Genomic DNA, 24,430 nt, shown 5'->3' on the forward strand with positions numbered 1-24,430 from the left:
GGCCGCTCAGGTCCTTTCGGCGGGGGCAACGGGCTTCCCGCCCACCCACACGGCCCTCACCGCCCGGTCGTCGCCCATCATGATCGTCGGGAAGAGCGCCTCCCAGATATCCCCGGCGCGGGTCGCGCGCTGGGCGATGGCGGGCGTGGAGGCGAGGTCGATCACCACGATGTCGGCCTCCATCCCCGGCATCAGGTTGCCGACCCTGTCCTCGATTCTGAGCGCGCGGGCCGAGCCCTGCGTCGCCAGCCACCAGAGCTGCGCGGGATGCAGCGCGACATGGCGAAGCTGCGCCACCTCGTAGGCGGCCGCCATCGTCCGCAGCATCGAGAAGGACGACCCGCCTCCGGTATCCGTCGCGAGCCCGATCCGTTGACCCTGCGCCATGAGACCCGCCATGTCGAAGAGCCCGGAGCCGATGAAGGTGTTCGAGGTCGGGCAGTGGACGAGGCTCGCGCCCACTTCGTAGAGCCGGTCCCGCTCGCGCTCCGTCAGGTGGATCGCGTGGCCGAAGACCGCGCCGGGGCCGAGCAGAAGGAAGCGTTCGTAGGTGTCGAGATAGTCGCGCGCGTCGGGGAAAAGGCTGCGCACCCACTCGATCTCGTCGTGTTGTTCGGACAGGTGCGTCTGCATCAGGCAGGTGGGCTTCTCTGACCAGAGGGTGCCCAGTGCCTCCAGCTGCGCGGGCGTCGACGTCGGCGAGAAACGCGGCGTAATCACATAGGAGAGGCGGTCGACCCCGTGCCATTTCTCCAGGAGCCGCTTGGAGTCGTCGTAGGCCGACTGCGCGGTGTCGCGCAGGCCGTCGGGAGCATTGCGGTCCATGCAGGTCTTGCCCGCAAACGCGCGCAGCCCCCTCTCACGCGCGGCGGTGAAGAAGGCGTCCACGCTTTCGGGGTGAATCGTGCAGTAGCTCGCCATCGTGGTCGTGCCGTTCGCCAGCGCGAGGTCGAAGTAGCGCCCCGCGACCTCGGCGGCATAGGCGGGGTCGGAGAACCGCATCTCTTCAGGAAAGGTGTAGGTGTTCAGCCAGTCGATCAGCCGCTTGCCCCAGCTCGCGATGATACCAGTCTGCGGATAGTGCATGTGCGCGTCGATGAAGCCCGCCGAGATCAGCGCCTCTCCGTAGTCGTGAACCCGCGCATCGGGATGCGCGGCCCGAAGTGTTACTGCGTCGCCGGTGACGGCGATCTTGCCGTCCCTCACCAGAACCGCGCCGCGCGAGACATGTCGCGCGGCCTCCGGTCCTTCGGCGAAGGGATCGGCTGCGAAGGCGAGCGTCTGGCCGATGAGCAGGTCTTCCATGCTGCGGGTCTCCTGTCCGTCGAGGCCAGACTAGGGGGCTTTGGCGGCAACGTAAATTTGCCGCTTGCCTCTGTTTCTTTGAAACACCTTCCGATAAGGTCCGCGCAATCGCGGCGCGGGAGGCTAACAAGCCCGGACGAGGGAGCATTCATGGCCGAAAACCAGGCGGAAGAGCACGAGTGGGACGACGAGGACTACGGCCTCGATTCCCGTGTCGTCGACCAGATCCTTGATGCCGTCGAGGCCGAGGATACCGCGCGACTGAACGAGCTTCTCGAGCCGCTCCACGCCGCCGACATCGCCGACCTTCTGGAACAGGTGAGCGCGTCCGAGCGGCGCGATCTTCTGCGGCTGTGGTCAGGCGAGATCGACGGCGAGATCCTGTCGGAGATCGACGAGGCGATCCGCGAGGAGGTGATCGAATACCTGCCGCGGGAAGTCCTGGCCGAGGCTGTCCGCGAGCTTGATTCAGACGACGTCGTCGACCTCATCGAGGACCTCGAGGAGCCGCAGCAGGAAATCATCCTCAGCTCGCTCGAGGAAAGCGACCGGGCGGCGGTCGAGCAATCGCTGACTTATCCGGAATACTCCGCCGGCCGCCTCATGCAACGCGAGGTGGTGACGGCACCCGAACACTGGTCCGTCGGCGAGGCGATCGACTACCTGCGTTCGGCCGAGGAACTGCCGGACCAGTTCTACCACGTCATCCTCATCGATCCCCGGGTGCATCCGGTGGGCTACGTCACGCTCGGCAAGCTGTTGTCGTCGCGGCGCGACGTGATGCTCAGGGACCTCGCCGAGGACAGCTTTCGCACGATTTCCGTCTACGAGGAGGAAGGCGACGTCGCCTATGCCTTCAACCAGTACCACCTGATCTCGGCGCCGGTGGTGGACGACGACGGACGGCTCGCCGGCGTCATCACCATCGACGACGCCATGACGGTTCTCGACGAAGAGCACGAGGAAGACATCCTGCGCCTTGCCGGTGTCGGCGAGGGGAGCCTGTCGGACCGCGTGATCGAGACGACGAAGCAGCGCCTGCCCTGGCTTGGCGTGAACCTGGCGACGGCGATCATCGCTTCAATCGTCATCGCGCAGTTCGAGGATGTCATCGCGCAGATCGTGGCGCTGGCCGTGCTCATGCCGATCGTCGCCTCGATGGGCGGAAATGCGGGGACGCAGTCGCTGACTGTCGCGGTCCGTTCGATAGCGACGCGCGACCTCACCGGGTCGAACGTCTGGCGGGTGGTCCGGCGCGAGGCTCTCGTGGGCCTCGTGAACGGGCTGATTTTCGCGGTGGTCATGGGGATCATCGGCTGGATATGGTTCGGCCTGCCGGGAATCGGCGGCGTGATCGCCGCGGCCATGGTGGTGAACCTGCTGATCGCCGGGCTCGCGGGAATCCTCATTCCTGTCGCACTCGACAAGATTGGAGTCGATCCCGCGCTCGCGTCGGGTGCCTTTGTGACGACAGTTACGGACGTGGTGGGCTTCTTCGCCTTCCTTGGCCTCGCAGCGGTATTCCTCCTATGAACCTCGAACTTCCCGACCAGATGACCGAACTCAGCCTCACCGAGCAGAAGACCGAAGCTCGGCGGCTTGCCTTTGCCGCCCGGAAGGCTGCCCATGCTGCCGGGCAGGGGCGCGCGGCCGAGCGGCTCGCCGAGGTGCTTGCGCCCTATGCCGGCAAACCACTTGCCGGCTACATGCCCATGCGGACGGAAATCGACCCCTTGCCGGCGATGGCCGCGCACGAGGGGCAGGTCGGCGTGCCCGTGATCCTCGGCGCGGGTCAGGCGCTTCGTTTCCGGGAATGGTCGGCCACGGCGCCGATGGTCACCGGAGATTTCGGCGCGCTCATCCCGGAGACGGGCAACTGGATCGACCCCGAGGTCCTGATCGTCCCGCTCGTCGCCTTCGACCGGCGCGGCTATCGGCTGGGCTATGGCGGGGGCTTCTACGACCGGACGCTCGAAGGGCTGAAGGCGCTTCACCCGGTCGTCGCCATCGGCTTCGCCTTTGGCGCGCAGGAACTTCCCGAGGTCCCGATCGAGCCGACCGACCAGCGCCTGGATTTCATCGTCACCGAAAGCGAAGTGCTGAGCTTCTAGTCCTCGCCGAGGAAGCCGAGGATCAGCGCGTTCACCGCTTCGGGCCTTTCCGCCGCCATCAGGTGCCCCGCCTCGATCACTTCGACGCGGGCATCCGGGACGTCCGCGACGGAGGCGCGGGCGGCCTCGGGATCGCCGACGACGTTGTCGCGCGTGCCGAAGACGAAGAGCGTGGGTACGGACAGCGCCTGTCGTTCCTCCGCCGAAAAGGGCCAGGGCGCGACCTTCGCGGGGAAGGTGCCGGACATCAGCAGCGGGAACCATTCGGCGTAGTCCGCCCGGAGCTTCGCGCTGTCGCTGAAAGCCCAGCGGAAGGTCGCGTCCTGCACCGGCTTCACCGGGAAAAGCTGGGCGAGCGTGATGGCGATCGCGGCGCGGGTGGCTCCGGAATAGCCCATCGGGCCGAGGAGGACGAGCTTCTCGACCCTTTCGGGGTAGTGGAGCGCGTAGTTCGTGGCGATGAACCCGCCCTCGGACGCTCCCACGACCGGGGCGCGCATCACGCCAAGAAGCGTCGCGACTTCGGCGTAGTGGTCGGCCTCGTCCTTGCCCGTCCGCATCCGGTTCGAAAGGTCCGCGTATTCGGAGAGCCCCGCGTCGCTTATGAGGTCTATCGCGTAGATCCGGTAATTCCTCGACAGTTCTTCGGCGTTGTACTTCCACGACCAGCCCGCCACGCCCGAGGCGTGCAGAAGTAGCAGCGGTGGCGCGTCCTCCGCGCCGCTCGCGATCACGTGGACCGGGCCGTAGCGGGTTCCGACAATTTTCTCCTCGTAAGGCACAGGCCATTCGGCCAGCTTCTCGGCGTAGATCGCGTGGAAACGGGCGCGGATTTCAGGGCTGCCGTAGATGGACGTCCGCTCGATCGAAGCCGCCGTGACTGCGAGACCCGCGATGGCGACGAGCGCGGTCGCTCCGCGCCAGATCCATCCGCGCCGGCCGAACATCCGCCGGAACATCCTTCCGGCGAAGGGAAGGCACAGGAGGGCCAGTGCCACGAATACGGCCGCGACGCGAGGGGTGTCGTTCAGGGACGCTGACAGAGCGGCGAGGGCGAAGACGAGGCCGAACAAATAGCCGAACGCAGCAAGCAAATTTCGCATCCAAGGCCCTCCGATTGCCCTGTGCGCCGCCCCGGGAAGCCTAGGCGCCCCCCGTCGGTGCGGCAACCCCTTGCCCTTCGGGCGTGGGGGCCCTAGGCAGAAGCCATGAAACTCCTATTTCTCGGCGATGTCGTTGGCCGCGCGGGGCGCGCGGCGATCACCCAGAGGCTTCCGACGCTCAGGGCGGAGTGGAGCCTCGATTTCGTCGTGGTGAACGGCGAAAACGCCACGGGCGGCATGGGCATTTCCCCGGACCACGCCCGCGCGATCCTCTCGGCCGGGGCGGATTGCCTGACGCTTGGCGACCATGCCTTCGACCAGAAGGACATGATGCAGTTCATCGAGCAGGAGCCGCGCATCCTCAGGCCGCTCAATTATGCGAAGGCCGCCCCCGGGAAGGGGGCGCGGCTCTTCGAGGCCAAGGGTGGTCGGAAGGTGCTCGTGGCGCAGGCCCTGGGCCAGGTCTTCATGAAGCGCGCCTTCGACGATCCTTTCTCGGCCGTGGACGCGGTCCTTCGCGCCCATCCGCTGGGCGGGCTCGCCCAGGCCACGATCGTCGACATGCACTGCGAGGCGACCTCCGAGAAGATGGCGATGGGCCACTGGTGCGACGGACGGGCGAGCCTCGTCGTAGGCACCCATACCCACATCCCCACGGCCGACGCGCAGATCCTGTCGGCCGGCACCGGATACCAGAGCGACGCCGGCATGTGCGGCGACTACAACTCGGTCATCGGCATGGACCGGGCTGAACCCATGCGCCGGTTCATCACCGGCATGGGCAAGGAAAGGCTTACCCCCGCGAACGGAGAGGCGACGCTGTCGGGCACCTATGTCGAGACCGACGACAAGACCGGCCTCGCGACGCGCATCCGGATGATCCGCGTGGGAGGACGGCTGGAAGCAGCCGCACCATGACCCGCGCGGCCCTGCTCCTCGCGCTTTTGTGCATCGGGGCGGGGTGGGGCTTCACCCAGCCTCTGGCCAAGATCGCGGTCTCGGAGGGCTATCGCGGCTTCGGGATCATCGTCTGGCAGTTCGCCATCGGCGTGTTCGTCCTTGGCGTCATCACGGCGCTGCGCGGCCGGCGCCTTCCGCTCGGCCGCGCGCCGCTGGCGCTTTACGCGGTGGTCGCGCTCATCGGCACGGTTCTTCCGAACGCGGCCTCCTACCAGGCGGCGGTGTATCTGCCGGCCGGGATCATTTCGATCTGCATTTCGCTCGTGCCGATCCTCGCGTTTCCTGTCGCGCTTCTGATGCGGCTCGACCGCTTCGGCTGGGTCCGCTTTACCGGGCTTGTTCTGGGGCTGACGGGCGTCCTGATGATCGTCGTGCCGGGATCGAGCCTGCCCGACCGCGCCATGCTGGCCGCCGTGCCGCTCGCGCTGATCGCGCCGCTCTGCTACGCCTTCGAGGGCAACATCGTCGCGAAATGGGGAACATTCGGCATGGACCCGATTCAGGTGCTGCTGGGCGCCTCCGTCGTCGGCATCCTCTTCGCGGTGCCGCTGGCATTCGTGACGGGCCAGTGGATCACCCCGCCCGCCGTGTTCCGAGCGCCGGACTGGGCCATCGTCGTTTCCTCGGCGATCCACGCCTTCGCCTATGCCGCCTACGTCGGCATGGTCGGCCGCGCGGGCCCGGTCTTCGCGGTGCAGGTCGCCTACCTCGTCACGGGCTTCGGCGTCCTCTGGGCCATGGCGATCCTGGGCGAGGCCTATAGCGGCTGGATCTGGGCGTCCCTGGCGCTCATGTTCGCGGGAATGTTTCTCGTTCAACCCCGGAAGATCCGCCGGGCGGCCGCAGCCGCGCTTGTGCCCCCCGGGCCCTCGGCTAATATCTGAGCCGATGCGCGCGCGAAGGATTCGATGCTAGACCTTGCCCTGCCGGCCCAGACAGAGGCCATTTTCACGCTCCTCGTCGTCGTGGGGATGTTCCTTCTCTTCGTGACAGAGCGCTACCCCGCCGAGGTCGTGGCGATGTCGGGGGCGGCGCTCTTCATCTTCACCGGCATCCTTCCTGTCGACGAGGCGACTAAGGTCCTGTCGAATCCCGCGCCCTGGACCATCGCCTTCATGTTCCTCATCATGGGCGGTCTCGTGCGCACCGGCGCGCTGGAGACCATGACGCGGATGGCCGAACGCTATGCCCAGACCGCGCCGAAGCGCACTATCATCGGGCTGTTCTTCGCCGTCATCGCCGCCTCGGCCTTCATGAACAACACCCCTGTCGTCGCCGTCGCGATCCCGATCATGATCCAGATCGCGCGCCGGATCGGCTCGACACCCTCGAAACTCCTGATCCCGCTGTCCTACTGCACCATTCTTGGCGGGATGATCACGCTCATCGGCACCTCGACGAACCTCCTCGTCGACGGTGTCGCGCGCCACAAGGGGCTCGAGCCCTTCGGAATTTTCGAGATCGCGCCACTCGGGCTCGCCATGACGGTCGCGGGGGCGACTCTGATGGCGATCGCCGGGCCGAGGCTTCTGCCGGTTCGCGCCTCTCTCGGGATGCTCATGTCCGACAGGGCGCGGATGAAGTTCTTCACCGAGGTCGCGGTGCCGGAGGATTCCGCGCTGATCGGCCAGAAGGTGCTCGAGGTCGACGTCTTCCGCCGCGACGGTGTCCGGGTCATCGACGTCCTTCGCGGCGATGCCTCGCTCCGCCGCGATCTCGCGCCCGTCGTTCTCGAGGCCGGCGACCGGGTGGTTCTGCGAACCGAGATGGCGGAACTTCTGGGCCTTCAGCAGCACCGCGACGTGCGGATGGTGGACAAGCTGTCCTCGGTCCAGACCGAGACGGTCGAGGTTCTGATCACGCCCGGCTGCCGCATGATCGGCCGTTCGCTTGGCGAGCTTCGCCTGCGCCGCCGTTATGGCGTCTATCCGCTTGCCGTGCACCGGCGGAACCAGAACATCGGCCGCCAACTCGATGATCTCGTGATCACGGTGGGCGACACGCTCCTCCTCGAAGGCGCGCCGGCCGACATCCGGCGTCTGGCCGACGACCAGGAGCTTGTCGACATCACCCATCCCAAGGCGCGGCCTTACCGTCGGGCGCACGCGCCCGTGGCGATCGGCGCCCTGGCGGGGATCGTGATCCTGGCGGCATTCGACGTCGCGCCGATCCTCGTTCTGTCCTTCCTCGCGGTGGCCGTGATCCTCGTCCTGCGCTGCGTCGATGCCGACGAGGCGTTCAGCTTCATCGAGGGCCGGCTGCTCGCCCTGATCTTCGGAATGCTCGCCGTGGGTGCGGCGCTGGATGCCTCTGGCGCGGTCGACATGATCGTGGGCGTCGTCGCGCCGCATCTCAAGGGCCTGCCGCCGTGGGCGGCCATCGCGGCGGTCTACATCCTCGGCCTGACGCTGACGGAGTTCCTGTCGAACAACGCGGTCGCGGTCATCTTCACACCCATCGCCATCGAACTCGGCCTGTCACTAGGACTGGACCCGCGACCATTCGCGGTGGCGGTGATGTTCTCCGCCTCCGTCGCCTTCGCGACGCCGATCGGGTACCAGACGAACATGATGGTCTTCGGTCCGGGCGGCTACCGCTTCACCGATTACATGCGCCTCGGCCTGCCTCTGAACATTGTCACGGCGCTGGTTGGATGCCTTCTGATCCCGGTGCTGTGGCCGGTCTGACGGTACGCCTAGGGATATAGCGGCCAGAAGAACAGGATCAGCGGCACCCCGGCCGCCACGACGATGATCTCCAGCGGAAGGCCCATGCGCCAGTAATCCCCGAAGCCGTAGCCTCCGGGGCCGAGGATCAGCGTGTTGTTCTTGTGCCCGATGGGCGTGAGGAAGGCGCAGGAAGCCGCGACCGCGACGGCCATCAGGAAAGGGTCCGGGGCGACGCCGTAGCTTTGGGCCATGCCAAGGCCGATCGGCGCCGCGACGATCGCGGTCGCCGTGTTGTTCAGGACGTCCGACAGCGTCATCGTCACGGCCATCAGGAGGGTCAGCGCAACCCAGGGCGGCAGGTCGCCCGCAAGCCAGGTGAGCCCCTCGACGATCAGTTGCGTGCCGCCCGATGTCTCCAGCGCCGCGCCGAGCGGGATCATCGAGCCGAGGAGCACGATGACCGGCCATTCCACTTGGTCGTAAAGCTCCGAAAGCGGCAATATCCCGAGGACGACGTAAAGGACGACGACGCAGCCGAGGGCGATCGGCAGGTAGAGGAAGCCGAGGCTCGCGAGCGCCACCGCGGCGGCGAAGATGCCAATCGCGGCCCAGGTCTTGGTCTCGACCGTCACGGCGAGGCCTCGCTCCGCCAGCGGCAGGCAGCCCAGCCACTTGACGACCTCCCCGGCCGTCTCCGCCGGCGCGACCAGAAGGAGGATGTCCCCCGGCCGCACGATCTCGCGCCGGACATGGGACGTGATCCGGCGCCCCTGCCGCGCGATCCCCACCAGCACCGTCCGGCGCCGCCATCCGAGCCCGATCGCGGCAGCGGAGCGCCCCGCGATGCGCGCGCCCTCCGGCACCACGGCCTCGACCACGGTCAGGCCATCGCCTCCGGACTCGCTGCGGAGCGCGGCGAGGCGTTTTTCATCGGCGAAATCCAGGGACAGCGCCGCCCGGAATTCGTCCAGCGCGCCCGGCTCGGCCTCCAGCACGATCCCGTCGCCCGCTTCCAGTACCCGCACCCGAGCCGCCGCCCCAAGGCGTCGTCGCCCGTTGCGGACGAGCCCCACGATCTCCACCCCGGCGGTGTCGGCTTCCTCGTCGAGATCGGCAAGCGCCCGCCCGATCAGGCGAGAGTCCTCCGGAACGGTGAGTTCCGCGATATAGTGCGCGATCTCACCCATAGGCGCCCCGCCGGCCACTGCCTCGGCCCGGACGGGGATCAGCCGCCAGCCGACCGTCGCGACGAAAAGAAGCCCGATCAGCGCGACGAGCGCCCCGACCGGCGCGAAGTCGAACATCTCGTAGGATTGGCCAAGCGCGCTTTCGCGGTAGGTCGCGATGATGATGTTCGGCGGCGTGCCGATCAGCGTTGCCATGCCCCCGAGGATCGTGGCGAAGGACAGCGGCATCAGCGACAGCCCCGGCGCGCGCCCCGCCTTGCGCGAAGTCTGGACGTCGACCGGCATCAGGAGCGCAAGCGCAGCCACATTGTTCATGAAGGCCGAAAGAACGCCCCCGACGACCCCCATCACCGCAATATGCCCGCCAAGGGACCGGCCCGCGTCCACGAGCGTGCGGGTGATGAGATAGACCGCCCCCGACCGCACGAGGCCGGCCGAGACGATCAGGACGAGCGCGACGACCATCGTGGCGGGATGCCCGAATCCTGTGAACGCGACATCCACCGGTACCGTCCCGAGCACCACGCCCGCCATCAACGCGGCGAACGCGACGAGGTCATAACGCCAGCGGCCCCAGATCAGGAGCGCGAAGACGATTCCGAAGAGCGAGAAGAGGATGATCTGGTCCTGGGGCATTGCGCGATCTCCGATTGGCCCCACTCTGCGCCGGCCCGGACGCCGGACGCAAGGCGCGCGGGGGTTGAAGCCCTGCGCCGCGGTAGCATATAGAAGCGCCGAAACCCGACATCAGTGATGGAACGAAGGTCATGGCAGGCCACTCAAAGTGGGCGAACATCCAGCACCGCAAGGGCAAGCAGGATGCGTTGCGCTCGAAGCTCTTCTCGAAGCTCGCGAAGGAGATCACCGTCGCCGCCAAGATGGGCGACCCCGATCCCGACAAGAACCCGCGCCTGCGCCTTGCGGTGAAGGAAGCGAAGTCCAACTCGGTGCCGAAGGACGTGATCGACCGCGCGATCAAGAAGTCGCAGGGCGGCGATGCCGAGAACTATGACGAGATCCGCTATGAGGGCTATGGCCCGAACGGCATCGCGATCATCGTCGAGGCGATGACCGACAACCGCAACCGCACCGCGTCGAACGTCCGCAGCTACTTCACGAAGTTCGGCGGGAACCTCGGCGAGACGGGGTCTGTCTCGTTCATGTTCGACCGGGTGGGGGAAATCAAGTATCCGACCTCCGTGGGCGACGCCGACATGGTGATGATGGCCGCGCTGGAAGCCGGGGCCGATGATTTCGAGGCCGACGAGGAAGGCTACTGGATCACCTGCGCCGACACCGCGCTGAACGAGGTCTCGACCGCGCTCGAAGCCGATCTCGGCGAAAGCGAGACGGCGAAACTCATCTGGCGGCCGCAGACCCGGACGGAGCTCGACCTCGAAGGGGCGCAGAAGCTGATGAAACTCATCGACGCGCTCGAAGAGGATGACGACGTCCAGAATGTGACCGGGAACTTTGACATTCCCGACGAGGTCGCGGCGCAGCTCTGAACGCGAAACCGACGGCGCGTGGACTGCGCGCCGTCGAACCGCGGTGCTCCGGCGGATTTCGGCGGGAGTGATCACCAGGACGCGACCTGATCGCTCTCTGCCTCAAGTCGGTCCCCGAGACACCGGAGAGCCCGATGACGTCTTCCTTCCTGGACGGGATGCTGCTGTCACTCGGCCTGATCGCGGCGATCGGGGCGCAGAACGCCTTCGTGCTGCGCCAGGGGCTTCGGCGTGAGCATGTGTTGCCGGTCGTTCTCTTCTGCGCGGCGTCCGACGCATTCCTGATCGCCGTCGGGGTATCGGGCTTCGCTGTGGCCTCCAATGCTGCCCCGTGGCTCATGAAGGGCCTCCTTTGGGGCGGCATCGCATTTCTTCTCTGGTATGGCGCGCGGGCTTTCCGTTCCGCGTGGCGCGGTGGCGAGGCACTGGCCGCGGCGAACGGCGCGAAGGCCGCGCTTCTGCCGACGCTCGGGACGATTGCCGCCCTGACCTGGGGCAATCCGCATGTCTACCTGGACACGGTCGTCTTTCTGGGCACGATCTCGTCGCAATACCCGGGCCGGGAGGCGATGTTCGGCATGGGCGCGGCCACGGGGTCCTTCCTGTTCTTCTCGTCGCTCGGGTTCGGCGCCCGGCTCGCGGCGCCCCTCTTCGCGCGCCCGCTGGCCTGGCGGATCCTCGATACCGTGATCGGGATCACCATGTGGTCGATCGCAGCGCGCCTTGCGCTGGGCTGAGCCTTGCACGCGGCGCGGCGTTGGGATCATGTGTCGGCATGACTTCCGAGGCCCCTCCCAATCCTCTCCGCGGCATTCTCTGGATGCTCGCCTCCGGCCTGAGCTTCGTCGGCGTCACCGGGATCGTGCGGCACCTCGGCACGGCGCTCCCCGCCGTCGAAAGCGCATTCATCCGCTTCGCCTTCGGGCTCCTGTTCCTCGTCCCCACGCTCCTGCCCGCGCTGCGGGCGGGTTTCGCGCCGGGCGCGATGCGTCTTTTCGCGGCCCGGGGTGCGCTTCACACGCTCGCGGTGACGCTCTGGTTCTTTGCCATGGCCCGCATCCCGGTCGCCGAGGTGACGGCGATCGGCTACCTGAACCCGATCGTGGTGACGATTGGCGCCGCACTCGTCTTCGGAGAGAGACTGGCCGTCCGCCGGATCCTGGCCATCGTCGTCGCCTTCGCGGGCGCGGTCGTGATCCTGCGGCCCGGCCTGCGCGAGGTTCTGCCCGGCCATTTCGCCCAGCTCGGCGCGGCGACGAGCTTCGGGCTCTCATACCTCATCGCCAAGCGGCTTTCGGCAATCGCGCCGGCAAGTGTCGTGGTCGCGATGATGTCGCTTGTCGTGACGGTCGGTCTCCTGCCGTTTGCCCTTCTGGTCTGGGTGCCGCCGGAGCCCGCTCAGGTCGGCTGGCTCGCGCTTGTCGCGGTCTTCGCGACGACGGGCCATTACGCCATGACCCGGGCCTTTGCCTTGGCACCGCTGACGGTCACCCAGCCCGTCACGTTCCTCCAGCTCGTCTGGGCGACGCTCCTTGGCGCGCTGGCATTCGGGGAAATCGTGGATCCGTTCGTTCTTCTGGGCGGCGGCATGATCATCGCCGCGATCACCTACATCACCTGGCGCGAGGCCCGGCTCAGGCGCCTCGGCGTGACGCCGCCGGTCGGCGCGACCAAGCTATAGGTCAGCTCCGCGGGTCGAGAAGCTTCCGGATCACGCCCTCGCGCGTGACCCGGCCCACGGCGGTGCCGTTCTCGGTCACGGTGAGCGCCTCGATATCCCTCAGCCGTTCCATCACGTCCCGAACCGTCATCTCCGCGCCGATCCCGGCTCCGGAGGGAGCCTCGCCGGGCTCCATCACGTCGCGGGCCGTCAGGACCCCCATCGGGTTCATGTGCGCGACGAAGTCCGCGACATAGTCGGACGCCGGAGAGGAGAATATCTCGCGCGCGGTGCCGCACTGGACGATGCGGCCCCCCTCCATCAGCGCGATGCGGTTGCCGATCTTGAACGCCTCGTCGAGGTCGTGGGAGACGAAGATGATCGTGCGCTTCAGCGACTTCTGGAGGTCGAGGAGTTCGTCCTGCAGGTGCGTCCGGATCAGTGGGTCCAGGGCCGAGAACGGTTCGTCCATCAGGAGGATGGGGGCTTCGGTCGCGAAGGCGCGGGCGAGACCCACGCGCTGCTGCATGCCGCCCGACAACTCCCCAACCTTGCGGTCGGCCCAGTCGGAAAGGCCCACGAGGTCGAGCTGCCCGGCGATCCGCCCGGCCCGCTCGGATGCCGACATCCCGGCGAGTTCGAGGCCCAGCCCCACGTTTTCCTCGACCGTCCGCCAGGGCAGGAGGCCGAACTGCTGGAACACCATGGCGATGCGCGAGAGCCGCAGTTCCCGCAGTTTCGCGGGATTGGCGTGGGTCACGCTCACCATGCCCGAACCGTCGTCGACCCTGACATCTCCCCGCACGACGGGGTTGAGGCCGTTCACCGCCCTCAGCAGGGTGGATTTGCCCGAGCCCGAAAGCCCCATCAGGACGAGGATTTCCCCGGTCTCGACGGAAAGGGAACAGTCGTGGACGCCGAGGACCTGCCCGGTCGCCTCCTGGATCTCGGCGCGCGTCTTGCCCTCGTCCATGAGCGGCAGCGCGCGCGATGGCTTGTCCCCGAAGACGATGGAGACCTTGTCGAATTCGACGGCTACGCTCATTTCGTTTTTCCCCAACGCAGCATCCGGTCAAGAAGGACCGCGACCACGACGATGACGAAGCCGCTCTCGAACCCGAGCGAGGTGGAAACGCGGGCGAGCGCCTGGACGACCGGCTTCCCGAGACCATCGGCGCCGACATAGGCCGCGATGACGACCATCGACAGCGACAGCATGATCGTCTGGTTGAGCCCCGCCATGATCTGCGGCAGGGCGTAAGGAAGCTCCACCTTCCAGAGCCGCTGACGCGGCGTGGCGCCAAAGGCGGTCGCGGCCTCCAGCAGCGTCTGCGGCGTTGCGGCGACGCCAAGGTAGGTCAGCCGGATCGGAGCGGGCAGGACGAAGATCACCGTCGCGATGAGGCCCGGCACCATGCCGAGGCCGAAGAAGATGATCGCGGGGATCAGATAGACGAAGGTGGGGAGCGTCTGCATCAGGTCGAGCACCGGGCTCGTGAACTGGTAGACGCGCGGGCGGTGAGCGAGCCAGATGCCGACCGGCACGCCGATCCCCATGCAGACCATGCAAGCCGAAATGACGAGCGCGAGGCTTTCCGTCGTCTCTTCCCAGTAGCCCTGGTTCAGGATGAAAAGGAACCCGAGAAGCACCAGCAGGCAGACCTTCCAGGACCGCTGGAGGGCCCAGGTGAGGGCGACGAAGGCCAGGGTCACGATGAGAGGATGGGGTGTCTGCAACAGCCACAGCAGTGCGTCGATGAGCACTTCCATGACCCAGGTGAGCGCGTCGAAGAACCAGCGCGCGTTCGCCTTGAGCCAGCTGAAGGCCTGATCGGCCGTCTGCCCGACCGGGATCTTCGGGATCTGCGTCCAGTCCATAGCGAGCGTCTCCGGCAGGGTCCGGAAGACGCGGCCCGTCGAGGGCCGCATCTCCCGCGCGTGGCGCCGGGGTCGATCCCCGGCGCCGCGCGGTCATCGTGCTTACTGCAGCGCCGCGGTCACCGCGGCCATGGCGTCGCCGCCATCCTTGGTCGTCACGCCTTCGAGCCAGGGACCGAGGGTGTCGGCGTTCGCGGCAAGCCATGCCTTGGCGGCCGCCTCGGGCTGCGCACCGTCGTTCAGGATGGCGCCCATGATCTCGTTCTCCATGGCCAGCGTGAACTTCAGGTTCTGCAGGAGCTTCCCGACGTTCGGGCACTCCTCCACGTAGCCGGCCCGCGTGTTGGTGTAGACCGTCGCGCCGCCGAGGTCGGGGCCGAAATAGTCGTCCCCGCCGGTGAGGTAGGTCACCTCGAAGTTGGAGTTCATCGGATGCGGTTCCCAACCGAGGAACACCACCGGCTCGCCCCGCTCGTCGGCGCGGGCGACCTGGGCAAGCATCCCCTGTTCGGAGCTTTCCACGACTTCGAACCCTTCGAGCCCGAATGCATTGGCCGCGATCATGTCGAGGATCAGGCGGTTGCCGTCGTTGCCGGCTTCGATGCCGTAGATCTTGCCGTCGAGCGCGTCCGCGTGATCCGCGATGTTGCCAAAATCGGTGATGCCGATCTCGGCGCCCTTGCCGTTCGTCGCCAGCGTGTATTTCGCGCCCTCGAGGTTTTCGCGCACGGTGTCGACGGTCCCGGCTTCGCGGTAGGGCGCGATGTCGCCTTCCATCGTCGGCATCCAGTTGCCGAGGAACACGTCGATGTCACCTTCCGCGAGCGAGGTGTAGGTGACGGGGACCGACAGGACCTTCGTTTCGGCGCCATAGCCCAAAGCCTCGACGATCAGCGATGTCACAGCCGTCGTCGCCGTGATGTCGGTCCAGCCGACGTCCGAGAAAGTCACCGTGTCGCAGCCCGCCGCATGGACCGGCGCGGCGAGGGCGATGCCGGCGGTTGCGGCGAGAAGGGTGGAACGGAGTGTCATTGCGGGGCTCCCTGTTTTGTTGATTGGCTAGTCAATAAACGCGGGTAAGCCGCTCTGGCAAGGTTTTTTTCCGATGCCTTGCGGCCAGTCCGCGCCAGCGTAGACGATCAACGCGCCGAGGCAAAGGCCGTAGGCGAGCTGTTTTATTGATTGACGCATCAATAAACCTTTCGTAGCCCTGAATCCTGGGAATCGCAGGGAAGTTACGATGCCGAAAATCGGGATGGAGCCAATCCGGAAGGCCGCGCTCGTGAAGGCCACGATCGCGGAGATCGGGCGCGCCGGGTCCCTTGACGTCACGGTGGCGCAGATCGCCCGGCGGGCGGGGATGTCCTCGGCGCTCGCCCACCACTATTTCGGCTCGAAGGAGCAGATATTCCTCGCCGCGATGCGCCACATCCTCACGCTCTACGGTGCCGAGGTCCGGGGCGCGCTCGCCGCGGCGCAGGGCCCGAAGGAGCGCGTACGCGCCATCGTGCGGGCAAGCTTCGCGCCCGGCAGCTTCCGGCGCGAAGTGATCGGCGCCTGGCTGAACTTCTACGTCCTCGCGCAGACTGTGCCCGAGGCGCGGCGGCTTCTGTCCGTGTACCAGCGCCGGCTGCGGTCGAACCTGCTCTTCGCCTTGCGCCCGCTGGTCGGCGATCGTGCGGAGGCGCTGGCCGAGGGTACGGGCGCGCTGATCGATGGAGTCTACATCCGCCAGGCGTTGGGAGAAGGCACGCCCGACGGGAAGGCGGCGGCGGAGAGGGTGATGGACTACCTCGAAAGAGAGCTTGGGGGGACGCAATGAAGGCGCAACCCAAGGCCAGTCACTACATCGACGGCGACTATGTCGAGGATCGCGCCGGCTCCAAGATCGACGTGATCTACCCGGCCACGGGCGGGGTCATCGCGCAGGTCCACGAGGCCACCCCCGGCATCGTCGAGGCCGCGATCGCCTCGGCCCGTCGCGCACAGGAGGACTGGGCGGCGCTGCGCCCGGTCGAGCGCGGGCGGATCCTGTCCCGCGCCGCCCATATCATCCGCGAGCGGGGGCGCGAGCTTGCCGAACTCGAGACGCTCGACACCGGCAAGCCCATCCAGGAAACACTTGTCGCCGACTGGCCTTCGGGCGCGGAGGCGATCGAATACTTCGCGGGGCTTGCCCCGACGGTGACGGGCGAGACGATCCCCCTCGGCCGCGACTTCGTCTACACGCGGCGCGAGCCGCTGGGCCTTTGTGTCGGGATCGGCGCATGGAATTACCCAAGCCAGATCGCCTGCTGGAAGGCCGCGCCCGCCCTGGCGCTTGGCAACGCGATGGTCTTCAAGCCATCGGAGGTCACGCCCCTCGGAGCCCTCAAGCTCGCGGAGATCCTGACGGAGGCGGGTCTTCCGCCCGGGCTCTTCAACGTGGTGCAGGGCAGGGGAGGCGTCGGTGCCCGGCTGGTGACGGACCCGCGCGTCGCCAAGGTCTCGCTGACGGGATCCGTGCCGACCGGCCAGAAGGTCTACGCGGCTGCGGCGGAGGGCATAAGGCACGTGACGATGGAACTGGGCGGCAAGTCGCCGCTGATCGTCTTCGAGGACGCAAGCATCGAGGACGCGGTCGGTGCGGCGATGCTCGGCAACTTCTACTCGGCCGGGCAGGTCTGCTCGAACGGTACGCGCGTCTTTGTCCAGCGGGCCATCAAGCACCGTTTTCTCGACCGCCTCAAGGCTCGGGCAGCGGCGATCCGAATGGGCGATCCAATGGACGAAGCCACGCAACTCGGGCCCCTTGCGAGCGAGGCCCAGCTTGAGAAAGTCATGAGATACATCGCGACCGCCCGAAGCGAGGGCGCGCGTCTCGTCACCGGCGGCGGGCGGGGGCCGATGAACAGCGGCTTCTTTGTCGAGCCGACGGTCTTCGCCGACGTCACCGACGAAATGACCATAGCGCGGGAGGAAGTCTTCGGTCCCGTGATGGCCGTTCTCGACTTCGATGGCGAGGAAGAGGCCGTGGCCCGGGCCAATGCCACGGAATTTGGCCTCGCGGGCGGCGTCTTCACGGCGGACATGGCCCGCGCCCACCGGGTGGCGGGCGCGCTGCAGGCCGGGACGACCTGGATCAACGCCTACAACCTGACACCGGTCGAGGCGCCCTTCGGGGGCGTGAAGCTTTCCGGCGTCGGGCGCGAGAATTCACGCGCGGCGGTCGAACACTACACGCAGGTGAAGTCGGTCTACGTGGGCATGGGCCCGATCGAGGCGCCCTACTGAGGCGTCAAGCCGGGGCGGGGTTCTCCCGCCCCTCGTTGGCGCTGACGCGCCGCCTCGGGTTGGGCCGGGCCGCCTTCGGCGGCGGTCGGGCGAGGGGCGGCCGGGCGCATGGAAGTTGAACGGGGCGGGGCGGAAGGCCCGGCCGGAAGAGGCGGGAATGGACGCGGATTATGTCATCATCGGCGCGGGATCGGCGGGTTGCGCGCTGGCCTACCGGCTTTCGGAGGCTGGTAGGCAGGTCATCGTCGTCGAACATGGCGGCTCGGACGCGGGACCCTTCATCCAGATGCCGGCTGCGCTGTCCTACCCGATGAACATGGGTCTCTACGACTGGGGCCTGAAGACCGAACCGGAGCCGCATCTTGACGGCCGGGTCCTTGTAACGCCGCGCGGCAAGGTGATCGGCGGCTCCTCCTCCATCAACGGCATGGTCTTTGTCCGGGGCCATGCGCGCGATTTCGACCATTGGGCCGAGGCGGGCGCGGCCGGCTGGTCCTACGCCGACGTTCTACCCTATTTCCGGCGGATGGAGACCTGGCACGGGGGTGGCGAAAGCGGGTGGCGCGGGACGGACGGGCCGCTGCATGTCACGCGCGGCCCCCGCAGGAACCCGCTGTTCCGCGCCTTCGTCGAGGCCGGCCGGCAGGCGGGCTACCAGCTGACCGCGGACTACAACGGCGAGAAGCAGGAAGGCTTCGGGCCGATGGAGGCGACGATCTGGCGCGGCCGCCGCTGGTCGGCGGCAAACGCCTACCTCCGCCCGGCGCTGAAGCGTCCGAATTGCCGCCTCGTCCGCGCGCTCGCTCTTCGCGTGGTGATCGAGAACGGCCGGGCGACTGGCGTCGAGGTGGAACGCGGCGGGCGGGTCGAGGTCATTCGCGCCCGAGCGGAGGTGGTCCTGTCGGCCTCTTCGATCAACACGCCGAAGCTCCTGATGCTGTCTGGCATCGGCCCCGGCGCCCAGTTGGCCGGACACGGGATCGAGGTGGTGGCGGATCGGCCGGGCGTCGGAGGGAACCTGCAGGACCATCTGGAAGTCTACATGCAGTTCGCTTCGCGCCAGCCGGTCACGCTTTACAGATACTGGAACCTCTGGGGGAAGGCGCTGATCGGCGCCCAGTGGCTCTTCACGAAAACCGGGCTCGGCGCCTCGAACCAGTTTGAAAGCGCGGGCTTCATCAGGTCCGCCGCCGGCGTGGACTATCCGGACATCCAGTATCACTTCCTGCCGATCGCGGTCCGATACGATGGCAGGGCCGCGGCCGAGGGGCACGGGTTCCAGGCCCATGTCGGGCCGATGCGGTCGAAATCGCGCGGCTGGGTGACGCTGCGCTCGCCGGACCCGAAGGCGCCCCCGTCGATCCGGTTCAACTACATGTCGCATCCCGACGACTGGGAAGAGTTCCGCGCCTGCATCCGCCTCACGCGAGAGATATTCGCCCAGCAAGCGATGGAACCCTTCGTCAGGAACGAGATCCAGCCCGGGAAAGGTGTCGAAACGGACGATGAGATCGACGCCTTCATCCGAGAGCATGCCGAAAGCGCCTATCACCCTTGCGGCACTGCCCGGATGGGCCAGCGCGACGATCCGATGGCCGTCGTGGACCCGGAAGCTCGGGTGATCGGGGTCGAGGGCCTGAGGGTCGCCGACAGTTCGGTCTTTCCGCGCATCACGAACGGCAACCTCAACGCGCCCTCGATCATGGTGGGCGAGAAGGTGGCGGACCACATCCTCGGGAAGGGAATGCTTCCGCCCGACAACCTCGAGCCCTGGATCAATCCGCGCTGGCGTGAGGCGCAGCGTTAGCCTGAAAGTTCCGCCGCGATGAGGCCTCGCAGAGCGTTGCCGACCCAGAGGCGGGCCCTTGGCATATCTTTCGCGTGAAGCGCCGCCTCGCGGCACCGGCCGGTTTCAACAAGCTCGGCGCGGAGGATGCCGGGCAGGCATCCCGAGGCGAGGGGCGGCGTCATGAGGCCTTCTCCGAGGTCGAAGAAGATGTTCGTTATCGTTCCCTCGCAGAGCTCGTCGCGTTCGTTGAGGAAAAGGAACTCGTCGATACCTGTTGGCAGCGCCGCGCGCGACCGGTCGTAGAGTGCGCGCCGCGTCGTCTTGAGACGAAGCCAGGGGTCGTCCGAAGAAAGCCTGTCGGCAGCCACGGCGACGCGCCAGAGCGAAGCGGCGGGTGCCAACGTCGCCACCGTCGCTTCGGCATCGCCGGAGGCGCCGACCGTCAGCCGAACGCGGAGGGGTTCGGGGCCACCGATCCCGGAAAGCGCGGAGGTCACCGCGTCGTCATTCCACGCGAAACCGAGCCGCGCGGCCCCGGCCCGCGCGCGGGCGAGGTGGCGGTCGAGCCGGGCAAAGCGGGTGCCATCCCAGCCGAAGGTTTCGATCAGCCTTACGCCGTCTGGGCGAAGCGGGATTTCCACAGTGCCTCCTCGTATTCGCCTTCGGCCGTCGAATCCGCCACGACGCCCCCGCCGACGCCAAGATCGGCCTTTCCGTCGGGCCAGAGCGTCAGGGTCCGGATCGCGACGTTGAAGCTCGAAGATCGATCCGGACCGATCCAGCCGATGGCGCCACAGTAGATGTCGCGCGGCCCGGCTTCGAGTTCCTGGATGATCTGCATCGCGCGGATCTTGGGTGCGCCGGTCACGGAGCCGCAGGGGAAGAGCGCCGGGATGAGTTCTGCGGGGCCGGTGCCGGGCAGCAGGTGGCCGGTGACGCGCGAGGTCATCTGATGGACCGTCGCATAGGTCTCGACCTCGAAGAGGCCAGGCACGCGCACGGAGCCAACGCGGCTGATCCGCGAGATGTCGTTGCGCAAGAGATCGACGATCATCAGGTTCTCGGCCCGGTTCTTCTCGCTTGCGGAGAGACCCGCGCGAAGGGCCTCGTCCTCCGACCCGTCCCGGCCGCGGGGGGCTGTGCCCTTCATGGGCCGCGTCTCGATCCGCCCCAGCGCGTCGGTCGAGTAGAAGAGTTCCGGCGAGCGCGAGACGATGGCGGGCAGGCCCGGCAGCACGAGGCAGGCGCCGTGGCCCACCGCCTGCCGCCGCCTGAGCGCGCCGTAAAGGCCAATCGGAGTTCCCCACCATCGGGCGCGCATCGGCATCGTGAGGTTCGCCTGATAGAGGTCGCCCGCGCGGACATAGGCCAGAAGCCGCGCCATCGCGGTGGCGTGCGCCGCCGCATCCCAGATCGGCTCGGGAGTTGAGAGCCCGGCCGCGCCCGCCTCGGTCTCGGCCCGATCGAGTGCCGGATCGGCGGCCTCGGGAGCGTCGTAGACGCCGAAGTGGAGAAGCGGCAGACGGCGCGACGCCGGGAGGAGCGGCAGGAGCCGGGGTTCGAAGACATAGCCCAGTTCATAGCTGCCGAATCCCGCCACGAAGGCGCCCCGCCCGAGAGCGGCTTCGAGCGCCGAAAGCGCCGCGCCGACCTCTTCTGGGTCGTCGGCGCGGATCACCTCGACGGGATCGTTGAACAGCGCGGGCCGGCCGCCGGGGCCGTGTTCGACAAGGATCATCGGATTCGTGGTCGGTCTGTTTTCGAACAAGGGGCCGGCGCGCAAATTCCGCTGCCGAGGGATTCGCGGCGCAATCTCTGCCTCGGGTGGCCGGGAGGCAAGCCCGGTTCCGTCACTTCGGCGTGCAGTCGAGACACCGGCGCGGTTCCGGAGCCGTCGAACAATCATTCCCGTTTGATGCGTGTCAAAGTCCGCGCACGCGCGTGCGGATAGCGTCGGTTCGGAACACGACTGAAGGAGACACGCGATGTCACACGTCCCGCATGAACTGGCCGAGGATTTTCCGAACCAGGTCGACAAGATCCACGAGCTGAAGGTGTCGAACAACCACTTCGCGGAACTGATGGAAGAGTACCACAGGATCAACCGGGAGGTGCATCGGGCCGAGACCAACGTGGAGCCCGTGGAGCAGCTCGCAGAGGTCGAGATGCGCAAGCGCCGCGCAGCGCTGAAGGATGAAATCGCCCGGATGCTGGCAGAGGCCTGACCGGAGCCGCGGGGGGCTGTCTGCCCCCCGCACACCCAGAAGATTTTCCGCCAACAGTGAGGAAGGCTTGCGGGGTCAGGCGATCCCGTAGGGCAGGAGTCCGCGCCGATCTGGGTTCACGTCGAGCCGCCGTTCGAGAGGCGGCACCGATCGCTGGTGGCAATCCTTCCGTTCGCAGATCCGACACGAAATCCCGATCGGCTCGAAGGCGGCCGCCTTCGTCAGGTCGAGGTCGTCCGCATAGACGAGGTCGCGCGCGTGGCTCACCTCGCATCCAAGTCCTATCGCGTATCGGCGCACCGGGGCGCGGAACGCTCCACCGGGTTTCGATACGTCCCGGGCGAGGCAGAGATAGCGCACGCCGTCCGGGGTCTCGGCCAGTTGGCGGAGGAAGCGCGTCGGGGTCTCGAATGCCTGGTGAACGTTCCAGAGCGGGCAGGCCCCGCCGAAGCGGGCGAACTGGAGCCGTGTCGCGGAGTGGCGCTTCGTGATCGTTCCGGCCTGATCGACGCGCACGAAGAAGAAGGGGATGCCCTTGGCGCCCGGGCGCTGGAGCGTAGACAGCCGGTGCGCGACCTGCTCGATCGAGGCGCCGAAGCGGTCGGCAAGGCGCTCGAGGTCGTGCCTGGTTTCCCGCGCGGCTTCCAGGAACGCACGATAGGGCAAGAGCGCCGCCCCGGCGAAGTAGTTCGCCAGGCCGATCTTGGCGATGCCGCGCGCCGTGTCGGACTGGAACCGCGCAAGGTCCAGCGTCGCCTCCAGAAGATCGTTCTGGGTCATGAGGGCGACCTGGTGCAGGATCTGGAAGCGCCGCGTCGCGGGCGAGGCATTTGCAGAAATCGTGAGAATTCCGTTGATCTTGTCGAACTTCCGGAGCGTCGGATCGTTCGAAAACTGCAAGTCCACCCCTTTCACCGCCAGGACGTCCCGCGCCCGTCCCTCCGGGTCGAGGCGGTCGCCGTCGGGCGCTGCGAAACGTTCCGCTGCGCGGTCGACCGCGTCGATGTAGTTGTCGCAATAGTGAAAGAAGTCGCGCACCTCTTCCCAGGGGGAAGCGATGGTGGCCGCGTCCTCGCGACCGAGCGCCTCGTCGAGCGAGGCGAGGCGTTCATGCGTCTGCCGGTAGGCGCGATGGAGTTCGAGGAACGCCCGGGCGAGTGCCGGAGCGTTCGAGGCGGCGAGCCTCAGGTCCGCGAGAGGTGGCGCGGCGTCGGCGAAGACCGGGTCCGCCAGCGCCTCGCGCATGTCGGAGACCAGCCTTTCGGCGTCGCCGGTCGAAAGCTCGGTCACGTCCAGCCCGAACTCTCCCGCCAGCGCCAGCAGAACCGCGGCCGAGACCGGGCGGTGGTTGTTTTCCATCTGGTTGAGATAGGGGAGCGAAACGCCGAGCTTCTCGGCGAAGGCCTTCTGCGTCAGGCCGAGCCTCTGCCGCGTCTCGCGCAGCTTGGCCCCGGCGTAGAGTTTCTGCGTGGCCATGTGCGCCTCCGGTTTGCCGCTGCAAAGCTAGCTTTGCAAACCCGTGCCCGCAAGCCTCAGAGGCCGAGCCGCCGATTGCGCCGGATCACCAGGAGGATCGCCGCAACGGAGGCGGCCGCGGAGGCGGTCATGATGACCAGAAGCGGCATCGCGCCCGAGCCGGGTTTCAGCAGCGCGCCGGCGAGGGCCGACAGCGCCGCGCCGCCGCCGATCGTCATGGCGCCGCCGAGGCCGGAGGCGGAGCCCGCGAGCGCCGGCCGGACCGACAGCATCCCGGCATTCGAGTTCGGCAACGTGAGGCCATTTCCTATGGCCATGATCCCGACAAAGGGGAAGAACAGCAGCGGATGCGGCGGAAACGCGAGGTCTGCGATCATTGCGAGGGCCAGGGCGGCCGAGCAGATCACCGAACCCACGAGGACCATCCGGTCGAGCCCGATGCGAACGGAGAACCGGCCGGAGATGAAGTTCCCCAAGGCGTAGCCGATCGCCGGCGCGGCGAAGTAATAGCCAACCTCGGACGGGGAGAGGTGGAAGACCGAGTCGCCCACGAAGGGCGCTCCCCCGAGATAGGCGAAGAAGGCTCCGGAGGAGAACGTCGCGGCAAGGCAGTAACCCCAGAATCGGGGCGACGCAATGAGTTCCGGGTATTGCCGCATCTGGGTGGCGAAGGAGGCGCCGGACCGCTGCGAGGTCTCGCCAAGGTCGCTCCAGACCAGCGCGCCGACGGCGACGGCGAGAACCAGAAGCAGGGAGAAGTTGGCCTGCCAGCCGAAGGTCTCGTCTAGCGCGCCGCCGATGATCGGGCCGATCATCGGGACGAGCGACATTCCCATCGTGACATAGCCGATCATCGAGGCCGCCTGCGCCCCCGGTACCATGTCCCGAACGACGGCGCGTGACAGGACCATCCCGGCGACGACGACGGCCTGTGCCATGCGGAACGCGAGGAACCAGCCCGCCGTCGGGGCGAACAACGTGCCGATCGTCGCGAGCGCAAAGAGCACAAGTGAGCCAAGGATCACGGGCCGCCTGCCGTAGCGGTCCGACACGGGGCCGATCCCAAGCTGCAGCGCCGCGCTGACGGCAAGGTAGGCCGACACCGACAGCTGCATGACCGCGTAATCCGCGCCGAAGTAACGCGCCATTCCGGGCAGCGACGGCAGGAAGACGTTCATCGACAGCGCCGACAGCCCTGCGAGGAGCACCAGCGTCATGATGTGCGGTGGCGTCGCGCGGTCGAATATCCGCGCCTGCGGAAGCGTGGTCATTGCCGACAGCTAGAC

At 67.4% G+C, this 24,430-nt stretch carries 22 protein-coding genes; 12 read left to right on the forward strand and 10 right to left on the reverse strand.

Annotation, left to right across the window (positions count from 1 at the left end):
- Positions 1 to 6: 6 nt before the first annotated feature.
- On the reverse strand, positions 7 to 1,305 hold the full coding sequence (guaD, locus tag ABCN56_RS12795; RefSeq protein ID WP_343081176.1) for a guanine deaminase: 1,299 nt from the start codon (positions 1,303 to 1,305) through the stop codon (positions 7 to 9).
- 150 nt (positions 1,306 to 1,455) lie between these two features.
- On the opposite strand from guaD, the gene mgtE reads away from it, so the two are divergent.
- Both mgtE and ABCN56_RS12805 read left to right on the forward strand, forming a co-directional pair.
- Complete coding sequence (mgtE, locus tag ABCN56_RS12800) at positions 1,456 to 2,838, forward strand: magnesium transporter (protein ID WP_343081177.1); 1,383 nt, start codon at positions 1,456 to 1,458, stop codon at positions 2,836 to 2,838.
- Positions 2,835 to 3,416 (forward strand): 5-formyltetrahydrofolate cyclo-ligase, encoded by a 582-nt coding sequence (locus tag ABCN56_RS12805; RefSeq protein ID WP_425466099.1) that lies wholly within the window; start codon positions 2,835 to 2,837, stop codon positions 3,414 to 3,416. Before mgtE ends, ABCN56_RS12805 begins: the two co-directional genes overlap by 4 nt.
- Here the strand turns inward: ABCN56_RS12805 and ABCN56_RS12810 are convergent.
- Positions 3,413 to 4,519, reverse strand: a complete 1,107-nt coding sequence (locus tag ABCN56_RS12810) for an alpha/beta fold hydrolase (protein ID WP_343081178.1) — start codon at positions 4,517 to 4,519, stop codon at positions 3,413 to 3,415. The genes ABCN56_RS12805 and ABCN56_RS12810 overlap by 4 nt on opposite strands.
- A 105-nt stretch (positions 4,520 to 4,624) precedes the next feature.
- Here ABCN56_RS12810 and ABCN56_RS12815 point away from each other — a divergent pair, with 105 nt between their 5' ends.
- The 3 genes from ABCN56_RS12815 to ABCN56_RS12825 are packed head-to-tail and all read left to right on the forward strand — an operon-like array spanning position 4,625 to position 8,166.
- On the forward strand, positions 4,625 to 5,437 hold the full coding sequence (locus ABCN56_RS12815) for a TIGR00282 family metallophosphoesterase (RefSeq protein WP_343081179.1): 813 nt from the start codon (positions 4,625 to 4,627) through the stop codon (positions 5,435 to 5,437).
- Positions 5,434 to 6,363, forward strand: a complete 930-nt coding sequence (locus ABCN56_RS12820; RefSeq protein ID WP_343081180.1) for a DMT family transporter — start codon at positions 5,434 to 5,436, stop codon at positions 6,361 to 6,363. Before ABCN56_RS12815 ends, ABCN56_RS12820 begins: the two co-directional genes overlap by 4 nt.
- Positions 6,364 to 6,387: 24 nt before the next feature.
- Positions 6,388 to 8,166 (forward strand): SLC13 family permease, encoded by a 1,779-nt coding sequence (locus tag ABCN56_RS12825; RefSeq protein WP_343081181.1) that lies wholly within the window; start codon positions 6,388 to 6,390, stop codon positions 8,164 to 8,166.
- A gap of 8 nt (positions 8,167 to 8,174) precedes the next feature.
- Here ABCN56_RS12825 and ABCN56_RS12830 read toward each other — a convergent pair whose 3' ends face one another.
- A complete protein-coding gene (locus ABCN56_RS12830; RefSeq protein WP_343081182.1) occupies positions 8,175 to 9,971 on the reverse strand; it encodes an SLC13 family permease in 1,797 nt (598 codons plus the stop codon).
- A gap of 131 nt (positions 9,972 to 10,102) precedes the next feature.
- Here ABCN56_RS12830 and ABCN56_RS12835 point away from each other — a divergent pair, with 131 nt between their 5' ends.
- The 3 genes from ABCN56_RS12835 (at position 10,103) to ABCN56_RS12845 (ending at position 12,524) form a co-directional block, all read left to right on the forward strand.
- Complete coding sequence (locus ABCN56_RS12835) at positions 10,103 to 10,843, forward strand: YebC/PmpR family DNA-binding transcriptional regulator (RefSeq protein WP_343081183.1); 741 nt, start codon at positions 10,103 to 10,105, stop codon at positions 10,841 to 10,843.
- Between the two features lie 134 nt (positions 10,844 to 10,977).
- Positions 10,978 to 11,580 carry a LysE/ArgO family amino acid transporter gene (locus tag ABCN56_RS12840; RefSeq protein WP_343081184.1) on the forward strand — a complete coding sequence of 201 codons (603 nt, stop codon included), beginning with the start codon at positions 10,978 to 10,980 and terminating at the stop codon, positions 11,578 to 11,580.
- A 38-nt stretch (positions 11,581 to 11,618) separates the two neighbouring features.
- A complete protein-coding gene (locus tag ABCN56_RS12845; protein ID WP_343081185.1) occupies positions 11,619 to 12,524 on the forward strand; it encodes a DMT family transporter in 906 nt (301 codons plus the stop codon).
- A 1-nt stretch (position 12,525) separates the two neighbouring features.
- Here ABCN56_RS12845 and choV read toward each other — a convergent pair whose 3' ends face one another.
- The 3 genes from choV to choX form a co-directional block, all read right to left on the reverse strand.
- On the reverse strand, positions 12,526 to 13,548 hold the full coding sequence (choV, locus tag ABCN56_RS12850) for a choline ABC transporter ATP-binding protein (protein ID WP_343081186.1): 1,023 nt from the start codon (positions 13,546 to 13,548) through the stop codon (positions 12,526 to 12,528).
- Positions 13,545 to 14,381: a choline ABC transporter permease subunit gene (choW, locus tag ABCN56_RS12855; RefSeq protein ID WP_343081187.1), complete on the reverse strand. Its 837-nt coding sequence runs from the start codon at positions 14,379 to 14,381 to the stop codon at positions 13,545 to 13,547. Before choW ends, choV begins: the two co-directional genes overlap by 4 nt.
- 102 nt (positions 14,382 to 14,483) lie before the next feature.
- Positions 14,484 to 15,413, reverse strand: a complete 930-nt coding sequence (gene choX, locus ABCN56_RS12860; protein ID WP_343081188.1) for a choline ABC transporter substrate-binding protein — start codon at positions 15,411 to 15,413, stop codon at positions 14,484 to 14,486.
- 208 nt (positions 15,414 to 15,621) lie between these two features.
- Here choX and betI point away from each other — a divergent pair, with 208 nt between their 5' ends.
- From betI to betA, 3 genes are all read left to right on the forward strand, one after another.
- Positions 15,622 to 16,203 (forward strand): choline-binding transcriptional repressor BetI, encoded by a 582-nt coding sequence (betI, locus tag ABCN56_RS12865; RefSeq protein ID WP_343081189.1) that lies wholly within the window; start codon positions 15,622 to 15,624, stop codon positions 16,201 to 16,203.
- On the forward strand, positions 16,200 to 17,654 hold the full coding sequence (gene betB, locus ABCN56_RS12870; RefSeq protein ID WP_343081190.1) for a betaine-aldehyde dehydrogenase: 1,455 nt from the start codon (positions 16,200 to 16,202) through the stop codon (positions 17,652 to 17,654). The genes betI and betB overlap by 4 nt, the downstream gene beginning before the upstream one ends.
- Before the next feature lie 157 nt (positions 17,655 to 17,811).
- Positions 17,812 to 19,461, forward strand: a complete 1,650-nt coding sequence (gene betA / locus ABCN56_RS12875) for a choline dehydrogenase (protein WP_343081191.1) — start codon at positions 17,812 to 17,814, stop codon at positions 19,459 to 19,461.
- Here the strand turns inward: betA and ABCN56_RS12880 are convergent.
- Together ABCN56_RS12880 and ABCN56_RS12885 are read right to left on the reverse strand one after the other, a co-directional pair.
- Positions 19,458 to 20,084, reverse strand: a complete 627-nt coding sequence (locus ABCN56_RS12880) for an aminotransferase class IV family protein (RefSeq protein ID WP_343081192.1) — start codon at positions 20,082 to 20,084, stop codon at positions 19,458 to 19,460. The two genes, betA and ABCN56_RS12880, sit on opposite strands and share 4 nt — an antisense overlap.
- Complete coding sequence (locus tag ABCN56_RS12885) at positions 20,054 to 21,181, reverse strand: aminodeoxychorismate synthase component I (RefSeq protein ID WP_343081193.1); 1,128 nt, start codon at positions 21,179 to 21,181, stop codon at positions 20,054 to 20,056. Before ABCN56_RS12885 ends, ABCN56_RS12880 begins: the two co-directional genes overlap by 31 nt.
- Before the next feature lie 247 nt (positions 21,182 to 21,428).
- Here ABCN56_RS12885 and ABCN56_RS12890 point away from each other — a divergent pair, with 247 nt between their 5' ends.
- Positions 21,429 to 21,668 carry an HP1242/YdcH family protein gene (locus tag ABCN56_RS12890; RefSeq protein ID WP_343081194.1) on the forward strand — a complete coding sequence of 80 codons (240 nt, stop codon included), beginning with the start codon at positions 21,429 to 21,431 and terminating at the stop codon, positions 21,666 to 21,668.
- A gap of 75 nt (positions 21,669 to 21,743) precedes the next feature.
- On the opposite strand, the gene ABCN56_RS12895 is transcribed toward ABCN56_RS12890, so the two are convergent.
- A complete protein-coding gene (locus ABCN56_RS12895) occupies positions 21,744 to 23,144 on the reverse strand; it encodes a helix-turn-helix domain-containing protein (RefSeq protein ID WP_343081195.1) in 1,401 nt (466 codons plus the stop codon).
- Positions 23,145 to 23,200: 56 nt separating this feature from the next.
- Positions 23,201 to 24,415: a multidrug effflux MFS transporter gene (locus tag ABCN56_RS12900; RefSeq protein ID WP_343081196.1), complete on the reverse strand. Its 1,215-nt coding sequence runs from the start codon at positions 24,413 to 24,415 to the stop codon at positions 23,201 to 23,203.
- Positions 24,416 to 24,430 lie beyond the last annotated feature (15 nt).

This window comes from Ostreiculturibacter nitratireducens (assembly GCF_032670585.1).
Taxonomy (GTDB): domain Bacteria; phylum Pseudomonadota; class Alphaproteobacteria; order Rhodobacterales; family Rhodobacteraceae; genus Ostreiculturibacter; species Ostreiculturibacter nitratireducens.